17 protein-coding genes are annotated in these 17427 nt (G+C 47.2%); 2 read left to right on the plus strand and 15 right to left on the minus strand.

Translation table 11 applies throughout. From position 1 onward, the window contains the following. The first annotated feature begins 30 nt into the window (after window positions 1-30). Together ABFC84_15470 and ABFC84_15475 are read left to right on the plus strand one after the other, a co-directional pair. The gene (locus ABFC84_15470; GenBank protein ID MEN6414138.1) at window positions 31-1362 is read left to right on the plus strand and encodes an amidohydrolase; all 1332 of its coding nucleotides are present in this window, start codon (window positions 31-33) and stop codon (window positions 1360-1362) included. A 49-nt stretch (window positions 1363-1411) separates the two neighbouring features. After that, window positions 1412-2818, plus strand: coding sequence for an aspartate ammonia-lyase (locus ABFC84_15475; GenBank protein ID MEN6414139.1), 1407 nt, complete (start codon window positions 1412-1414; stop codon window positions 2816-2818). An 88-nt stretch (window positions 2819-2906) separates the two neighbouring features. Here ABFC84_15475 and ABFC84_15480 read toward each other — a convergent pair whose 3' ends face one another. From ABFC84_15480 to pylB, 15 genes are all read right to left on the minus strand, one after another. Then, window positions 2907-4214 (minus strand): ATP-binding protein, encoded by a 1308-nt coding sequence (locus ABFC84_15480; protein MEN6414140.1) that lies wholly within the window; start codon window positions 4212-4214, stop codon window positions 2907-2909. Then, complete coding sequence (locus ABFC84_15485) at window positions 4207-4887, minus strand: response regulator transcription factor (protein ID MEN6414141.1); 681 nt, start codon at window positions 4885-4887, stop codon at window positions 4207-4209. Before ABFC84_15485 ends, ABFC84_15480 begins: the two co-directional genes overlap by 8 nt. An 82-nt stretch (window positions 4888-4969) precedes the next feature. Beyond that, window positions 4970-6520, minus strand: coding sequence for a glycosyltransferase family 39 protein (locus ABFC84_15490; GenBank protein MEN6414142.1), 1551 nt, complete (start codon window positions 6518-6520; stop codon window positions 4970-4972). Between the two features lie 249 nt (window positions 6521-6769). Beyond that, complete coding sequence (locus ABFC84_15495) at window positions 6770-7222, minus strand: GNAT family N-acetyltransferase (protein MEN6414143.1); 453 nt, start codon at window positions 7220-7222, stop codon at window positions 6770-6772. A 37-nt stretch (window positions 7223-7259) separates the two neighbouring features. After that, the gene (locus ABFC84_15500; protein MEN6414144.1) at window positions 7260-7637 is read right to left on the minus strand and encodes a helix-turn-helix transcriptional regulator; all 378 of its coding nucleotides are present in this window, start codon (window positions 7635-7637) and stop codon (window positions 7260-7262) included. A gap of 25 nt (window positions 7638-7662) precedes the next feature. Then, entirely contained in the window at window positions 7663-8406 is a 744-nt protein-coding gene (locus tag ABFC84_15505) for an ABC transporter ATP-binding protein (GenBank protein MEN6414145.1), read from the minus strand. Beyond that, window positions 8403-9215 carry an ABC transporter permease gene (locus ABFC84_15510; GenBank protein MEN6414146.1) on the minus strand — a complete coding sequence of 271 codons (813 nt, stop codon included), beginning with the start codon at window positions 9213-9215 and terminating at the stop codon, window positions 8403-8405. Before ABFC84_15510 ends, ABFC84_15505 begins: the two co-directional genes overlap by 4 nt. A 36-nt stretch (window positions 9216-9251) precedes the next feature. Then, window positions 9252-10238: an aliphatic sulfonate ABC transporter substrate-binding protein gene (locus tag ABFC84_15515; protein MEN6414147.1), complete on the minus strand. Its 987-nt coding sequence runs from the start codon at window positions 10236-10238 to the stop codon at window positions 9252-9254. Window position 10239: 1 nt separating this feature from the next. Then, window positions 10240-11232 carry a hypothetical protein gene (locus ABFC84_15520; protein ID MEN6414148.1) on the minus strand — a complete coding sequence of 331 codons (993 nt, stop codon included), beginning with the start codon at window positions 11230-11232 and terminating at the stop codon, window positions 10240-10242. Window positions 11233-11402: 170 nt separating this feature from the next. Beyond that, window positions 11403-12344, minus strand: coding sequence for a CobW family GTP-binding protein (locus tag ABFC84_15525; GenBank protein ID MEN6414149.1), 942 nt, complete (start codon window positions 12342-12344; stop codon window positions 11403-11405). 92 nt (window positions 12345-12436) lie between these two features. Then, complete coding sequence (locus tag ABFC84_15530; GenBank protein MEN6414150.1) at window positions 12437-13792, minus strand: uroporphyrinogen decarboxylase family protein; 1356 nt, start codon at window positions 13790-13792, stop codon at window positions 12437-12439. A 121-nt stretch (window positions 13793-13913) separates the two neighbouring features. Continuing rightward, on the minus strand, window positions 13914-14273 hold the full coding sequence (gene pylSn, locus ABFC84_15535; GenBank protein ID MEN6414151.1) for a pyrrolysine--tRNA(Pyl) ligase small subunit: 360 nt from the start codon (window positions 14271-14273) through the stop codon (window positions 13914-13916). 13 nt (window positions 14274-14286) lie between these two features. Continuing rightward, on the minus strand, window positions 14287-15111 hold the full coding sequence (gene pylD / locus ABFC84_15540) for a 3-methylornithyl-N6-L-lysine dehydrogenase PylD (protein ID MEN6414152.1): 825 nt from the start codon (window positions 15109-15111) through the stop codon (window positions 14287-14289). A gap of 78 nt (window positions 15112-15189) precedes the next feature. Continuing rightward, a complete protein-coding gene (gene pylC / locus ABFC84_15545; protein ID MEN6414153.1) occupies window positions 15190-16326 on the minus strand; it encodes a 3-methylornithine--L-lysine ligase PylC in 1137 nt (378 codons plus the stop codon). Beyond that, window positions 16317-17405, minus strand: coding sequence for a methylornithine synthase PylB (gene pylB / locus ABFC84_15550; protein MEN6414154.1), 1089 nt, complete (start codon window positions 17403-17405; stop codon window positions 16317-16319). The genes pylC and pylB overlap by 10 nt, the downstream gene beginning before the upstream one ends. Between the last annotated feature and the right edge of the window lie 22 nt (window positions 17406-17427).

A 17427-nucleotide genomic window follows, 5' to 3' on the forward strand; every position in this document is an offset into this window, starting at 1 on the left:
AATACAAAATACCCTGTAAGGGAGGAAAAAATGGATTTAGTTGCAAAAATTAAAGAATTGACAAAAAATTTAGAACAAACAGCCATCGCTAGGCGTCGCGATTTTCACCGTTACGCCGAAACAGGCTGGACAGAATTTCGGACAGCCTCGCTTGTAGCTGATGAATTAAACCGGCTTGGCTATCAGGTTGCAAGTGGTGATGAAGTAATTGATGGCGCTCAAATGATGGGTGTACCAAGTGCCGCTGATTTGGAATTACATAAAAAGCGTGCCCTGGAACAGGGAGGAAAAGCGGCCTGGATTGCCAAAATGGAAGGCGGCAAAACAGGAATCGTTGGCATTTTGCAATTTGCCAACCCAGGTCCCACGGTAGCTCTGCGGTTTGATTTGGATGCAAATGACGTCTCAGAGTCAACAGCCAAGGAGCACCGGCCGAATCAGGCACAGTTTGCCTCTGTCAACAACGGCGCGATGCATGCCTGCGGTCATGACGGACATATGGCCGTTGGGCTGGCAGTGGCCTGCATCCTGTCGCAATTGAAAGAGAATCTAAGCGGCAGAATAAAGCTGATCTTTCAGCCGGCCGAGGAAGGAGTACGCGGCGCTAAGGCCATGGTGGCAAAAGGCATCGTGGATGATGTCGATTATTTATTGGGCATGCATTTCGGTCTTCAGCTGCGTAAAACGGGACAAGCGGCCTGCAACGTAACCGGGTTTCTGGCTACAAGCAAATATGACGCCATGTTTACGGGACTTCCGGCCCATGCCGGCGCAGCGCCGGAAGCGGGACGCAATGCGTTGCTGGCAGCGGCGGCAGCGGCTCTCAATCTGCATGCCATACCGAGGCACAGCGAGGGAATTTCCCGCATTAATGTAGGAATCATGCAAGCCGGTACCGGACGCAATGTCATTGCCCCCAATGCGGTGATTAAACTGGAAACACGGGGCGCAACGAGCAGGATCAACCAGTTTATGGCCGACGAAGCCTCACGAATTATTCACAGCGCTGCTGCCATGTACGGGGTGGATGTTGCGACCAAAGAAGTGGGCGGAGCCGCCGGCTGCAACAGTTCGTCAGCCTTGGCTGAAAAACTGGTTAAACTAGCGAAAGAGGCAACTATCTTCGATGAAATCGTACCAGAATGTCATTTTGGCGCCAGCGAAGACTGCTCTTATTTCATGGAAAGAGTCCAGGAGCATGGCGGACAAGCCGCTTATATACTAGTCGGTGCGGACTTGGCAGCAGGTCATCATGATTCCTTGTTCGATTTCGACGAACAGGCGTTAAGCAAGGCGATCCGCTTTTTAAGTACTGCAGCGGCCGAGCTTTTATCGCCCGGCAACGTAGAACAGAACAAATAACAGAGCGAGAAGTTAATTTGATATATTTAAAAAAGGGAGACGAGATATTATGCGGTTAGAACATGATTTTTTAGGAGAAATGGAAGTTCCTGATGATGCGTATTACGGGGTGCAGACACTGCGTGCCATAGAAAATTTCAAGATCACACGCCAAAAGCTGGACCCAGAGTTCATCATTTCCATTGCTATGGTAAAAAAGGCGGCCGCCAAGGCCAATATGAGTACCGGACGGATGGATCAAACCATTGGAAAGGCTCTGGTTGCTGCGGCGGAAGAAGTAATCGGCGGCAAGCTGCAAGACCAATTTCTTGTCGACCCCATTCAGGGAGGCGCGGGTACCTCAGTCAACATGAACATGAATGAAGTGCTGTCCAATCGTGCTTTGGAACTGCTGGGGGATAAAAAAGGCAATTATACCCATGTTTCACCTAATAATCACGCCAATATGGCTCAGTCAACCAATGATTCTTTTCCAACCGGCATCCGGGTTTGCGCCCTTCGCAAAGGCCGGATTCTGATTCAGGCATTACGCAATTTGGCGCAGGCTTTGGATGAAAAAGGCGTAGAGTTCAAAAAAGTCCTCAAAATGGGCCGCACCCATCTGCAGGACGCCGTGCCTATTACCATGGGACAAGAGTTTGCCGCTTATGCTTCAGCGGTTCGGCGGGGCGCCCAGCGTATTGAGGATGTTCTGGAGCATTTACACACCATCAACATGGGAGCGACTGCCGTGGGCACCGGTTTGAATGCGGAACCGGAGTATATCCGTGAAGTTGCCAGACAATTGTCGGAAATTACGCAGGAACCGTTTGCGACCGCCGATAATTTGGTGGATGCAACGAACAATACCGATCTGTTTGCCGAGGTATCGGCGGCGTTGAAGGTGACCGCCCTGGCATTGATTAAGATGGCCAATGATTTCCGCCTGATGGCGTCAGGTCCGCGCTGCGGCCTGAATGAATTGGCTCTGCCGCCCCGTCAGCCGGGATCTTCAATTATGCCGGGAAAAGTAAATCCGGTTATTCCTGAAGTACTCGATCAGACCTGCTATCAGGTAATCGGCAATGATTTGGCCGTTACGCTGGGAGTTGAAAACGGGCAGTTGGAATTAAATGTCATGGAACCGGTAATCGCATTTAATCTGTTTAATTCGCTTACTTATTTGACCAATGCCGTGAACACCTTCAATCAGCTCTGCGTGCAGAAAGTGCAGGCAAAAAAAGAACAATGCGACAGCTGGCTGGAAGGAAGCGTAGGCATTGTCACGGCTCTGCTGCCCCACATTGGCTATGAAAAATCATCCATGGTGGCCAAAGAAGCTTATAACAGCGGCCGGCCGGTACGGGAAATCATATTGAACCACAAACTGCTGACTAAAGAAGCGATGGATATTATCCTGTCGCCGGAAGAGATGACGAAGCCCGGCATTGCCGGAAAGCAATTGCTTACTAAATAATATGTAAATTAAATTGGAATACGAGCATCCCAAGATGCAAAGCCTCCTGCAGGACATTGTCCTTTGCGGAGGCTTTTTTTTAGTACACTCAATCCGAGTCATTCTTTAAATTTTCACGCGAAGGTAAGATTACTGTAAAAATACTTCCCTTTCCTACTGCGCTTTGGACCTGTATGACCCCGCCGTGTGTCTCAACAATCCATTGGGCTATTGCCAGACCCAATCCCGTACCGCCGGCTGTCCGCGAACGAATTTTATCCACACGATAAAAACGTTTGAAAATTGCTGCCTGATATTCTGGGGCAATGCCAATGCCGGTATCTTGTACAATAATTTTCCATTCTTGATTTTTGCCGGCTGCTGATTCCAGTTTCACTTTTACTTCACCGTTCGTAGGGGTATATTTGATGGCATTGTCGATAAGAATGAACAATAATTGACTAATTCTTGCGCGATCAGCATAAACCTCCAGCTGCTCCGGCGCCGCCAATGCCACTCGAATGTTCTTCGCCTGTGCCAATGTCTGCAGTGAACGAATCACCGGCTCTGCGACTAATTTGATATCAAAATTCTCTTTTAATAGCTCAAGCACCCCTGCATCGGCTCGAGCCAAGGTCAAGAGATCCGTTGTAATTTTAGACATTTTGCAAATTTCGTCTTTCATATCCTGAAGAACCTGGCGTGAAAAGGCGGAAATTTTATTATCATCATCTCTTTGTACTGCATCTACCGATGCAAGCAACACACTCAACGGCGTCCGAAGTTCGTGCGAAGCATCTGCCACAAACTCTTTTTGCCGAAAAAAAGACTGATTAATGGGAATCATGGCCCGTCCTGCCATAAAATGGCCTGCCATGGAAGCGGTAAGTAAGCACAATAAACTTCCCATAATCAGTGCAAGCAGTACATTTTTTAAAACGTGATAATAGTCAGTAACATCTCTTCCCAGATAGGCCGTTCCTACCCACTGCGAGTCAAATCTAATTTGCCGCTGAATCATCATAAAAACAGTCGTTTCCCCACCCGGCAGAGTAATCCAGTTTATATTAACTTTTCCTTCCGGAGTATCCCAGTGCTGGATTGCGTCGAAAACATAGTCTCTTTGTATGGCGCTTGCTTTTTCTTCATTTACCAAAACCCCATTGCTATCTAAAATATAACAAAAAATACTATTATGGATTGACTCATGTTCATCAAGAGTCAAACTACCCTTAAGCTTATAAATCGCTAATCGTTCGTCCAATTCTTCCTGTGATACCAACCGAATTTCCTGTTTCAGCTCATAGGCGATTGTCCAGACTAATCCGGCAAAACTAACTGCTACAAAGGTTACGATCAGTACAAACATAATGATCGTATACAGCAATGTCAGACGGTTGCGGATTTTTTTAAACATGAAGAACCTCCAGCTTATAGCCGATTCCCCTGACATTGTGGATGAGAACATTCTTACCGAGAAGGCCGATTTTTTTGCGGAGTAAGCGTATATAAGCTTCCAAATTATTCGGCGTAACTTCTGTTTCTAACCCCCACACCCGATCCAACAATATCTCCCGTGACAGTACCCGGCCCATATTTTGGACTAAAAGCTCCAGCAATTGAAATTCCCGGGATGTTAATTGAATCTCCCGTTCTCCCTGACGGGCCGTGTGCGTGGCGCGATCAAGAATGAGATTGCCGGCCTGAATCATTTCTTCTTTAATCTGCAGTCCGCCCCGGCGGGACAAGGCGCGAATGCGCGCCATAAGCTCAGCGAATTCAAAGGGTTTAACTATATAATCATCTGCTCCGGTATCTAACCCCAGTACACGATCTTCCAGGGCATCCCGCGCTGTTAACATGATAATCTTCCCCTGATATTCCTGTCGGCGTAAATAACCGCAAACATTAATACCGGATTCTCCCGGCATCATCCAATCCATGATGATTATATCATAAGGTGAATCCATCGCAGATTCAATAGCAGCATCTCCCCGCTGAACCCAATCCACTTGCATATTTTCCTTTTCAAGCATATGTGCAATCAGCCTGCCAAGTCTAACATCATCTTCAGCCAGAAGAATCCGCATCAGCATCCCCTCCAACTAGTATACACCGTCAGGGAGTGCATACTTGCTTCTATGCACATCATACCATAACCATACCGGAAATTCATGGCTGAAGCAGCAATAGCTTGTCTTCCTGTTCGTTAACAATTACTAATTTAGTTTTATCTGCCGGAGCCAATTGATCATATTCTGTCTTTCTGATAACGTAATATGCATTTTGGTTATACTGCAGTGCATCTTTAAGTTGACTGATATTATTAAGTTCCGTACCGGGAACATTAGTGTAGAACATAAACCCAGGATGATAAAATTTAGTTATATATACGGGAGCCTGTCCTTCATTATACTGTTCCATAAACTGACCGCTAAATTCACGTACAGAGAAGCTGGCTGCCGCTGCCGGAAATAAATTAGTCATTAAGACAACAGAAAACAATATCATGCCAGCTACCTTGGCTATTATGGCATTTTGATATTTCCCTTTGAGATTCATTCCCCAAACCGTTATCAGCATGACTAGAAAAGTAATACTTGTCAATCGTATGCCGGTCCGCATAGAGAAAGCGCTCTCTTTGGCCGTATACAGTAATGTTCCTTCCAGTAAAATCACCAGCAATGTTAGAATCTTTGCTGAAAGCAGAAAAGATTTTTGATTCTTTTCCGACCAAATTTTATCAATATACCAGCCTGTAATTAAAGCTAAAGGAGGATACATCGGCAGAATATAAGAAATTAGTTTTGTTTGCGATACCGAAAAGAAGAGAAAAACCACTCCGGCCCAAATGCTTAAAAACAACAAAGCAGGCCGATTTGATTCGCAGCTTCGTGTGATTGCACGATATAAGGCCTGAACCATAAACACGGACCAGGGGAAAAAGCCAAGAAACAGCACCGGAATATAATAGTACCATAACATTCCTGATGGATGCTCAGGCTGTAGGAAGCGGGTAACATTATGAAACCCTAAAAACGTGCTGATAAAATCCCAGCCGTGGTATTGATACATAATTGCATACCAGGGGAGGGCAACTGCCAAAAACAGCAGAGTGCCCGAAAAAAGCTTCATCTTCTTTACTTCCGCCAGCCTGCGGGTCGCCATGAGGTATATGAAGATAATAATTCCCGGAAAAACAATCCCGATGGGGCCTTTAGTTAACACGGCTAATGCGGCACAGCCGTAAAACAAATAGTACCGTTTTTTTAGAAATGCCAGCAATGATACCGCCATGAAAAAAGTTAACGTGATATCAGTAACCGCTGCTTTGGACAAATAAAAATATTCCAAGCTTGTCGTTAGCACTAAAGCAGCCAGCATTCCGGCACGATTGCCAAACAACCCCCGGCCCACAAGATAAATCAGCACTGTTCCGGAAACGCCTAATAGGGCCGATGGAAATCTGGCGCCAAATTCACCGGCGCCGAACAGTTTAAATGCACCGGCAACCAGCCAATAGTACATCGGCGGTTTATCATACCAAAAATCGTTATAAATTCTCGGCGAAATGTAATCGTTGAATTGGATCATTTCCCGGGCTGTCTCCGCATATACAGGCTCATCGGGGTCCAGGAGAGGAAGCTGTCCCAAATAGAAGAATGAAATAAAACCTGCCACACATAAAACTAATAGTAAAGATAAAGCATTCTTTGTTCCCATTGTGCCTCCCTCATACTTATGGAATAAGTATTCCGACATATTCTGGATGAATTTTGTTACATCGTCACTTTTCTTGATAACTGGTAATCTTTTTTAATAAGTATAAGAGTGAATACTGAAAAAATGATGAAAAAAGCTCCTTCTAAATGCATATGCGCACTTTGAAGGAGCTTTTCGAAATATCCTCTTTCAGGCTTTTTTGGGGGAATAAACTGTACCGGAGTCACAACATTCACATTAACTTAGTTTTTATTTCTTCTGCAAGCAGATTAATTCCGTAAAAGTCCAGTTGAGCTTTTTATAAAACGCCAACGCAGGACCATTGCCCCTGTCGGCAAGCAAATCCAACCGGGTTGCCCCCTGTTTTGCCGCCCATTGGGCAATTGATTTTAAAAGCTGTGCGCCGATTCCCCGCCCGCGATATTCTTCGGCAACAACAACATCTTCAATCATTGCTTTAAAACCTCCCTCGGCGGTGGAAACCAGCAATTGGGCCGAACACATGCCCACTACTTTCCGGTTTATCTCGGCAGCCAGCACACAGCGGAACTTTTCTGCCTGAAGCATCATTTCCAGTCCGCAGCGTTGTCTTTCCCTATCAACAGAAAAATCCGTCTCGATTGCAAACAATAATTGAAGCAGCTCTACCAGAGAATCAATGTCAGCCGGCAGTGCTTGACGAACGATCAATTTTGAATTCATCCGGAATCCCTCCGCTTGCTCGCGTTTGTTCTTCACCCTAGCTGTACTTGAACCGGATTGCACTTTTGACCGAAGTCAAAAACAGCCCCAGGGAACGCTGATATTTTTCCAGCGTATTAGCCCAGTTTCCCAGGCATTCCATTCCCGCTGCCGTGATTCTATACAGCTTTTTGGCCGGCCCCGGATCCGATACATCCCAGGCGGCGGTCACCAACCCCCGCTGCTCCAAAAGGCGCAAACAGCGGTATACGCCGGAAGGGTCAGGCTTTTTCCCCTGCAGTATACATGTTTCCTGCAATTTTTGTACGAGGATATACCCATGAAAATTTTCTTTCGCTAAAATCATTAAAGCGGCAGGCTGAATCAATTTATCAAGATTGATTCCCATACAAGGACATTTTTTTATCGTTTCCATCCACGAACCGCCTCCGAGTTATTTTTTACTGAAACTCCCGGTAAATTTCCTGCCTGATCCGTTGAAAAACGGCAGCAGAACGCTGCCGGGGACGGGGAATATCCACTAAAATCTCCTTTTTTACTCGTCCGGGATGAGACGACAGAACCACTACCCGGGTTCCCAAATAAACGGCTTCTTCAATGTCATGAGTAACCAAAATAATCGTCATTTTTTCTTTTTCCCAAATCTTCAGAAATTCCTGCTGCAATTTTAAGCGGGTCAGAGCATCCAGCGCACCAAACGGTTCATCCAGAAGTAAAAGTTCGGGCCGGTTGACCAAAGCCCTGGCAATGGCGACCCTCTGCGCCATTCCGCCCGACAATTGTGCGGGATACGCTGTCTCGAAGCCGGTCAATCCCACCATCTGAAGCTGGCCGGCAATCCGTTCCGCCTTTTCTGCCGGCGTTCCCGTCTGCAGAGCAAACTCCATGTTCTCCTCGACGGTCAGCCAGGGAAGCAGCCGGTGCTCCTGAAATACGATCCCCCGCTCAAGACCGGCGCCGGTAATTTTTCTCCCGGCCAGCGCAACCGTTCCCTGATAGTCGGTATCCAGTCCGCTGATAATCCGCAACAGCGTGCTTTTGCCGCAACCACTGGCACCGATAATGCTTACGAACTCATATTGTGACACACTGAGGGAAAGATCATCCAGAACCGTGAATCGGCGATCCTGATTTCGGTAAGCCTTAGAAAGATGGCTGATAACCAAATATTTTTGTTCACTCATACGCCGGTAAAGCACTCCTTCCAGCGAATCATTTTCCGTTCCGCTGCCCGCAGAATACTGTCCATTGCCTTGCCAACCACGCCGATCGCCAGCATGCCCACCAGCACCCGATCAGTTTGCGCCAAAGCCCGGGCATCGGTCAGCATATAGCCGATCCCCTTCATTCCGGCAGACAGTTCCGCCGCCAGTACACACATCCAGGCATACCCGAGACCGATGCGAAGTCCGGCGATAATAAACGGCAGCGAGCCGGGCAGAATAACTTTGGCGATAAATTTACCCCGGGGAACTTCCAGTACTTTCGCCAGCTCGACAAACCGGTAATCCGTATGCCGGATTCCGTCCAGAACATTGATGAAAATCGGAAAAAAGGACCCCATGATAATAATAAAAATCTTAGACCCTTCCTCAATGCCGAACCAGAGAATGGATAAGGGCAGCCAGGCGATGGGAGGAATAGGACGGAGAAACTGAATCATGCCATCCATCACGTCAAACAAAAAAGGGGAAAGGCCGAGGGCCATACCCAGCCCCACTCCCAAAACAGCGGCGAAAAAAAAGCCCTCTAACACTCTCACTATACTAGTTCCCAAATGGACGACAAGCTCGCCGCTGTTCAACATAACCCCAACAGCAGTCAGCACCTGGCAGGGCGACGGCAATAAAATCGGTTTTACCATGCCGCTGACGGTAATTCCCTGCCAGAAAGCGACTACAACACAGGGTAATAGAAATTTTTTCCAGTTTTCCGGCAAAGTCAATCCTTTGTTTTTTACAGCAGCTGTCCGTTCCCCGGCAATTTGCGCCATTTTGCTATTTCCTCCCTACCATGCTTACCGCAAGCATTACTTTTTAAAGATAAAGCTGTCAACATCCACTCCGGTTTTAAGCAGGCCGTTGCTTTCCATAAATTTTTCGGTGTCTTTCATATCCGCGACAAATTGGCCGGTAATCGTATCGTCATAATTAAATTTATTGACGATTGCAGCCAATTGGGTTTGCGGTATTTTCATGTCTTCCAGCAATAATTGAATACTTTCATCCGGATGCTGCTGAAGGTACTCTTTCCCCCGCTGAAATGCTGTCAGCACGGCATCCACCGCTTCCGGATGATGACTCAGCATCGCTTCGTCCGCCATCACAACCGCATAACCTTCATAAATACCGGTCCCATCGGCAATAACACGAATTTCACCAGTTTCTTCCATACGGGTAAGCAAAGGATCCCACATGACTCCTGCATCCACGTCGCCGCGGACTAATGCAGTAGATAAATCAGACATTGTCATATTCACAAACTGAATATCCTGCATGGTCATACCCTCCTTTTCCACAAGCAAAGTCAACAATTTTTGACCGTAAGCAGCCTTCGTTGTCGCTACTTTTTTCCCTTTCAGATCGGCTGCTGTAGTAATGGAAGAATCTTTTTTCACAACCAATGCCAAAGCTTTCGGCGCTGCCGAAGCGATGGAGGCAATCCGGTAATTCGTTCCGGCGGAACGACCGATGAAAGCCGGAAAATCGCCCATAACTCCCATATCCAAATGACCGGCGGCAAAGGCCTCGCTCACCATCGGTCCTAAGCCAAAAGGCTGCCATTTCAACGTAAACCCAATTTTTTTCAATTCTTCGTCAATAAATCCTTTTTTATAGGCGATCCACATATGGGCATAATGCGGCAGCGGCACAATGCCAAGCCGTATTTCTTTTCCCCCGGATGTATCGCTTTTGTCCGGCTGCCTGCCGCAGCCTGCCACCAACAAAACAGTCATCAGAAAAAGCATCAGCACAATCCAGCCTGTCAGTCTGCGCAGCATCCGTTTCTTCAGCACGTCAAATCCCCCTGTCTAACTGATAACCGGCCTGCTTAAACCAATCGGCAGCCGTTGCTACTTTAAATTGGGTCCATTCCTGCTGCAAGTTGCTGGTATCCCGGGGAATTGCCCCCGTTTCCACAACCACTACATTTGCACCCCATTCCAACGCCAGTTGTGACGCCGGATGAATGCAGATATCCGGTGCGTTAAAACCGGCGGCCAATCTTGTCACCGCGGCGATTTGCGCCAGCCGGCGCTCCGGAACTGCCGGAATATTGCCGAGCGGCGTCCCGGGAACAGGCACCCGGGCCATAGCCCCGGTAAGCCGGGCACCATATTTCATAGCGGTCAGAAGCACATCGGCCAGCTCATCGCTGCGATGCTCACAGCCTACCGGTTCCACTAAAAATGCCAGATCCAGCGGCGAAGCCTGAACGGCAGCCAGAGTTTCCAGACGTTCTTTGACCGGAATGCCGGTGTCCGTCCCTTCTCTGAGGCGCAGACTGTGATAGATAATTTGAATCCCGCTCTCCAGAAGCAGCTTCGCAGTCTCAGCCGTCAGTTCGCCGGTATTGGCCACAATGCCATAATTCCCCGGTACGGCGGCCCGCAGTTCTTTTGCCAGGCCGGCCAGCCTATCGCGGCTGTAGTATTCCGTAGTACGAAGAGTAATCCATTTTGCTCCGCCATGTAAAAACCTGCCGGCCACTTGAATAATTTCTTCCACTTCCCACTCGCATCTTTCCCTGATCACGCCCCATTCTTCGCCAAAAGAGCAAAAACTGCAATTGACCGGACAGGGAGCAAAATCGACGCCGATAGAGGACCACACTCTGCCTGCATCTTTGGTCACCACGGACGCAGCCTCCCGGGCGGCTTGTCCCAGCTTTTCCGCCGCCGAAGATTCGGGATCAATCTCCAGCAAAGCAATAATCGATTCCCGATCCAAAATCTGGCCATTGAAGATATTTTCACTGGCACGTTGAATCAACTCAGAAACCTGTGTCATTTTTTATCATCTCCCAGCCTCATTCCATTACTGTACTTATACACTTAGCAGACGAAGTCCATAAACGGAAATTAAAATAGAAGTGCGAATGTGATTTTTATTATTTTGGCAAAATGATCATAAAAATTCAGTTTCGCCACAAGCCGGTGATACCAGCGAATTGGCTTTTGTCAGCTGACCGACATTTCCACCGAAAACCGTTTATCCCAATTGGAATAAATTTCAGTTAACGCCGGCAGTCCTTTATCCGTAATAATAACCAATTCGGATACCGACCGGGGTATAGCGGCAATCTTAATATCGATTTGGCTGCCTACCACATCAATCTGCTTCCAGCCGTCCTCCAAATGGAAAAAGCCTTTCATCCGAATGGCCCAGGGAACCAGCACCAGCAAAAAATCTTCGAATTTTTCCCGGGGGAAAATTCCGTCTGTCCTGACAACATGCGCCGCAGGCCGGTTCAGCGGCGTATTGCAGCATTCCCCACTGCCTTTAATCGCAATTTTTTTCAAATTACGCTGCAAAAAATCAAAAGAGATATTACAGTAGCTGGCTTCCACCTGTTCGGCAGCCGGATTGATAGCCGCTATTTTTTCTTTCACTGCCCGCAGCCCGGCTGCAGCGGTCAAATCAACTTTGTTAATTAAAATCAAATTACTGGCAGCGATTTGCCGTTCAATGGCCGCCAAAACATCTACCTGGTCTAAAAAATGAACGCTGTCGACCAGGCAAATCGAACCCTGATAATCATATTCCCTGCCTTTCACCTTGCCGATGACGCTATGCAAGATTTGTTCAATATTGGAAGGATCAGCCATGCCTGAACTTTCCACAAACAAATATTCAATCGGCAACTCGGAATATGCAATTAAAGCATCAATGAACGCTCCTTTCAAACAGCTGCAGAAAACCGATCCATTGTTAATCTCTACGACATCCACGTCATTTTGTTGCAATAATGGCCCGTCAACACTGATCTGACCAAACTCATTCATTAAAATGCCGATTTTATGTTCCGCCAGATGATCAATGAGCCGTTTCAAAAAAGTAGTCTTCCCGGCTCCCAAAAACCCTGTCAATAAATAAAGCTTTATCCCTTTATTGCCCATCATGATTCCTCCCGGTCATTTTTTATACGTCAGCAAGAAACGAGGATAGCCCGGAAAAAGTCCAGGCTATCGTCTCCTTCACTGCGCCATACCAACTAAATTCGTTTTTCAATTTCTGCAATCAGTTCTTTTTCCGAGGGAATAATATTATCAAATACCACTTCATTATTAATCAGCATTGCCGGCAGGTTTTTCACACCCAGTTTCGCCATCCGTTTGATTCCGGCCCGGGTTTTCACCAAAGATTCACGCCAGGTGATTTTACCCTCGTAGCCGGGAAGAATATTTTTTACCGATTCACACATATATTGGCAAGGCGGACAGCCTTCCGAATCCAGCGTTACAATTTCAATAAAAACCTCGCCCGGTTTAACTTCCACATCTTCAAACTCCGGTTCATCGCCGGTTTCTTCGTGTAATTGCTGATCGGATTCCATCATATCCAGAGACGCGAACTCGCCATTAATATAGTTGGAAATGGCAACCAGATTATTAATTGGCGTGTTATAAGGAATATCGCAGCCAGGCGATAGAATAAAACCGGCACCCTTGCCGATCTCAACTTCCCGGCGGGCTTCGTCCACATTTTCCAAAGGTGAACCGAACAGCATGACTGTCGTCAACGGCAAATTGCCACCAAAAGATACTTTATATTTCGTTGCAATATCTTTTGCATAAACCAGATCTACATTTTCATCAAAAGCAATTCCATCGGTTTCCGTCTGGCACATCAATTCAATATTTTTTGTCGCATCGCCGCAGCAAAAGCTGGTTGCTTTTAAGCCCAATGATTTTATATAGCGGTTCAAATCCGCAGTATACGATTTCACAAACCGTTCGAAATGCTTCGGGGAAATTTGGGATGTCATCGGATCGACAACGGCGATAACATCCACACCGGTTTTCGCATACATTTCGGCTAAATCCTTACCAACCTGAGTACAAAACGTCAACAGTTCATCGACTTTTTCCGGCTTCCGCATCATCTCGGAAAAAATTTTGATCCCCCGCAAATGGAGTGCCAGGGTAAAGGGGCCGCAAATGAGAGCATACAGAGCAATCTTGTTGCCAAGAGCAGCCGATAATTTCCTGGCTGCTTCCAGAGCGATGGGATATCTACCGTCTTTTTCCGTCGGCAGCTTCAGTTCAGAAAGCTCTTTTGTTTCCAAAACATGTTTTGATACTGCCGGCGGATTATTCTTCGCCCATTTTAATTCGCAGCCGATTGCTTCCGCTTCCATTTGTACATCAAACACAACCGGTAAACCGTCCGGTTTGTACATTTCGTAAGCTTTCGTAATCCCTTTGACAATATTGTCGGCACTCTTCAAATATTCTTCGGCATCAATCCCGATTAAATTAGCGGTCTGGACACCGGCATAAGGAACCCAGGGAGTCCTGTCAACCGGTTCAAAGCTCAATGTTTTTAAAACTCTCTCTTTGCCATTCATTGTTCATACCCCCGCAAATAATTAATACTTTTAAGGAAATACCTTACAGTCAAACAACATACATCGCGATGTAAATTGACACTCTCCCTTCTTGAATTCTCTCTATATATCAGTCTAAATGCTACAAACTGGATCCCCATTTTTGAGTCATCATCGTAGTACTGTATTTTTCAATTTTCCAGGCCGGTATTTTACAATGCTTACAGGCACTTACGCACCATTTATTGCGCAGCCATCGAGCCGCTCGGCTGTTGCGTGAATTCCAGGCAACAAAGGTTTCGCCGCAATGAGTCGTAATCTCGGCAGCATTTCCGGTAATTTTAATTGATTTTATGCCATGGAGCGTTCCGGAACGGGAAGGCCACAGTTTGATTTTTTCCACCAGTTTAAAAAAACCAACATTTTTACGATAATATTTCTTTTTTTTATTGACCGCATCCGGGCTTTCCATTGCCAAACCGATTCCTTTTTTTACAGCCATCCTGCCAACCCCCTCAGCATTCATCCGATAACACAGCATACAACATACTTGCCACACCAATTTCCAGAACATCATGGATAAACCTGCCGGAAATTAGCTGCTGGCACTGTTCATTAATACCGACAGGTATTCCCGGTGCAGCTATCCTCATATCCGGCACAAGATATTTTTTCTTAATGGTATCCGCCGCCGGAGTTGCTTCAATCACCAGCCGGCAAGCCGCTAACGCTCTGTCCAATTCGTTCACCGCTTTCACCGCCGGCATCAATTGCCGCAAACGTTCCGTTTTTATGCTATCAATATCATAAACGGAAACATTTGCTCCTTGCTGCAGCAGAAATGATGCCGCGCCTGCCCCCACCGGTCCGGCCCCCAGAACCAGTGTTCTTTTTCCTTCTAAGCCACCTGCCATTAAAGCCAGTGCCGCTGCGTATCCCCGGCCGGTCGCTTCCCCATTGTCAACAACTTTTCCCCCGGCAAGATGAAACGCTGCAAAACAATCGTCATCAGCCAGAAAGATAACCTGAGCCCCATTACTAACAGCCTCGGCCAGTCCGCCAACATCTTTTTGCTTTGTAACAAAAGCTGAAAATCCTAAGAACCCAATAATCTGTTGTACTGTTTGCGAAAAGCCGGTAATAATGCCTTGCCCGCTGGAAACAGGAACAACTCCGATTGTCAGTTTATCACGCAGCGGCAAAAAATCTTCCGGCTGTCTGTCGACGGAATAAGCGGCGATACCCGCCAGTCCGCTGCCGGTCATACGCTGCAGCTGCTGATCATACCGGGCTAATTTTTCGCCGACACCATGCATATCTTCTTCCAGCAGTCTTGTCATAGCCTTACCTCCCGGTCTTACCGCATTTGATTTCTTTTAAAACGCTTGACTCTCAGGCAGCAGCGACGGAGTCATATCTCAATATTCCTGAATGCCGCAATGATCCATAATGGCACCAATCACCTTTTCCCGGTACTGCCAGGCTTCCCGGCGGGTTTCACCGGTTATGATGAGAGTAGCCACCCACTCTGCTGTGTTTTCACTGTAATTGGAAATGGCTTCATCCGCCCCGAAAAAATCCTTAAATAAATGCAGCGGACCGACATTCCCCATAATATGCTCACCGCACACTTTAATTCGTCCGCCGCCGACTTTGATATGTTCATAGATAACTCCTCTGGCCGGTGCTGCAGTAAAATAGGTTTGCTCATTCTCCCTGTCAAAACCCGACCACAGCACTCCCAGCACATTCACGCCCGTAGACTTGTATACTGCGGTAAGTGTTTGGCTCGGCAGCCTGGCATCAATTTCCAATACCTTAAGCTTGTCATCATGCAAAATCACTTCCACATCCATGATCCCGTTTAAATTCAGCTTACGGGCTATCGTCAAGGCACATTCGGCAAATTGTTTTATTTTATCTTCCGGCAGCAGGGATGGCGACAAGACACGTTTACAATCATATCCTTCATCCATTGCCAGTTCCGTAACCTGAAATGTGCGATAGTCCCCGCTGCAGCCAGCAACCTCAATTGAATAGGAAGGTCCGGTTAAAAATTCCTGTATCACCCAGTTATCCTTGTCAGTCAATTGAGCCGTTAACGTATCCAGTTCCCTTTGACTGCCAACCTGACAGACGTTTTCGCTGCCGCTGGCGCCGGACGGTTTAACGGTAACCGGAAAACTGCACAGCGGCCACGGCTTGGGCGCGGGAATTTCCAGTTCGGCAAACAGCTTATCGGATTCCAGCTTGGAAGAGGAAAGCAAATACGCTTGGGGATCATAAACAACTTTTACGCCGGCTGCACAGGCGCATTCATAAATCGTATCCAGCACGTCCTTTTTTTCCAGCGCCGGGACTACAAAATCTACGGTTCCCAGCAATTCCCGTAATTTATTTTTCTCCGTAAGATCGAACCGGTAAAACTCATCGCACAAACCGACAGCCGGAGCAGCCGGATTTTTGTCGACAAGCACGACATGCCAGCCGGCCTTTCCGGCAAGATAAGCCGCTTCAACACCTTGCAGTTTCCCGCCAAATACCGCTACTCGCACACAGCTTCCCCCTTCGCGGCCTGTCCCTGCTTCCTTTCCAGCCAGCTCACATACTCGGCAGTGGCAGCCGGCGTCAGGCCGCAGTCCCGCAAAATCGGTAAAACTCCTTTTACTGTCCGGTTTCCTTCGGAAATATCCAAAGTACTTTGAGAAACCCCAACCAGCCCCGCTTCCGGCGGAATGATAGACGTAACGACGTTGGCACCGGCATTCAGCCGTTCTTTCAGTCCCTGAACACCTTCAACATCCAGAGATGCCGGTATCAGCTTATCCGGGAACAGCAGCCGCATCACGGCAATGAGATTTATTTCATCCATATTATTGGTTGCTGTCCTGCTGTATAAAGGCGTTCCTTTTTGCGGCACAAAACTCATGGTTCGAATCTGCTCGGCTCCAAGCTTGTTCATTTCCCTTAGGGAATGAACGGCATCTTCGCCGCAATCGCCTACGCCAACCAGCAATCCTTCCTCAACCAGCATCCCGATCGTCTTGGCATAAACTTTAATGGCCCAGCGTTCGTCATAACTCTGCTGCACACGCAATGTTTCATATAACTGACGATTGTGGGTTTCCTGATAGCAGGCGTACCAGCTGGCTCCCGCATTTTTTAATTCCTGCAGCACGTTTCTGGGAACCACTCCCGGCGATATCATAACCGGCAACTTTGTCGCCTGCTTTACTAAAGCAACGACTTCAATTAATTTGTCATATCCTGCCTGATGCTGGGAAAGATAATGGGGATCTTCCCCCATCGTTAAATCGATTAAATTCACACCGGACTCGGCCAGCGCACAGGCGATATCGATAATTTCCCGGGGTGTTTTCCGATAACGCGCACATCCGGTGTTCGACCGGCGATAATAGCAAAAAGTACAGTCATTCCGGCAATAAGTTGAGAAATATACAAAACCATAAAGGAATACCTGATTCGCAAAGCAGCTTTGGCGCAGCATTCTGGCAGTTAAAAACAGCTTTTCCCGCTGCAGCGGATCAGTAAGCTGCAATAAATACAGCACTTCTTTGTCTGTTAATGAAATACGACACAACGCTTTATCCATTATCTTGTTAACATTCATCATATTGATTCTCCTCGCTCATCGA

This window comes from Veillonellales bacterium (assembly GCA_039680175.1).
GTDB lineage: Bacteria > Bacillota > Negativicutes > JAAYSF01 > JAAYSF01 > JBDKTO01.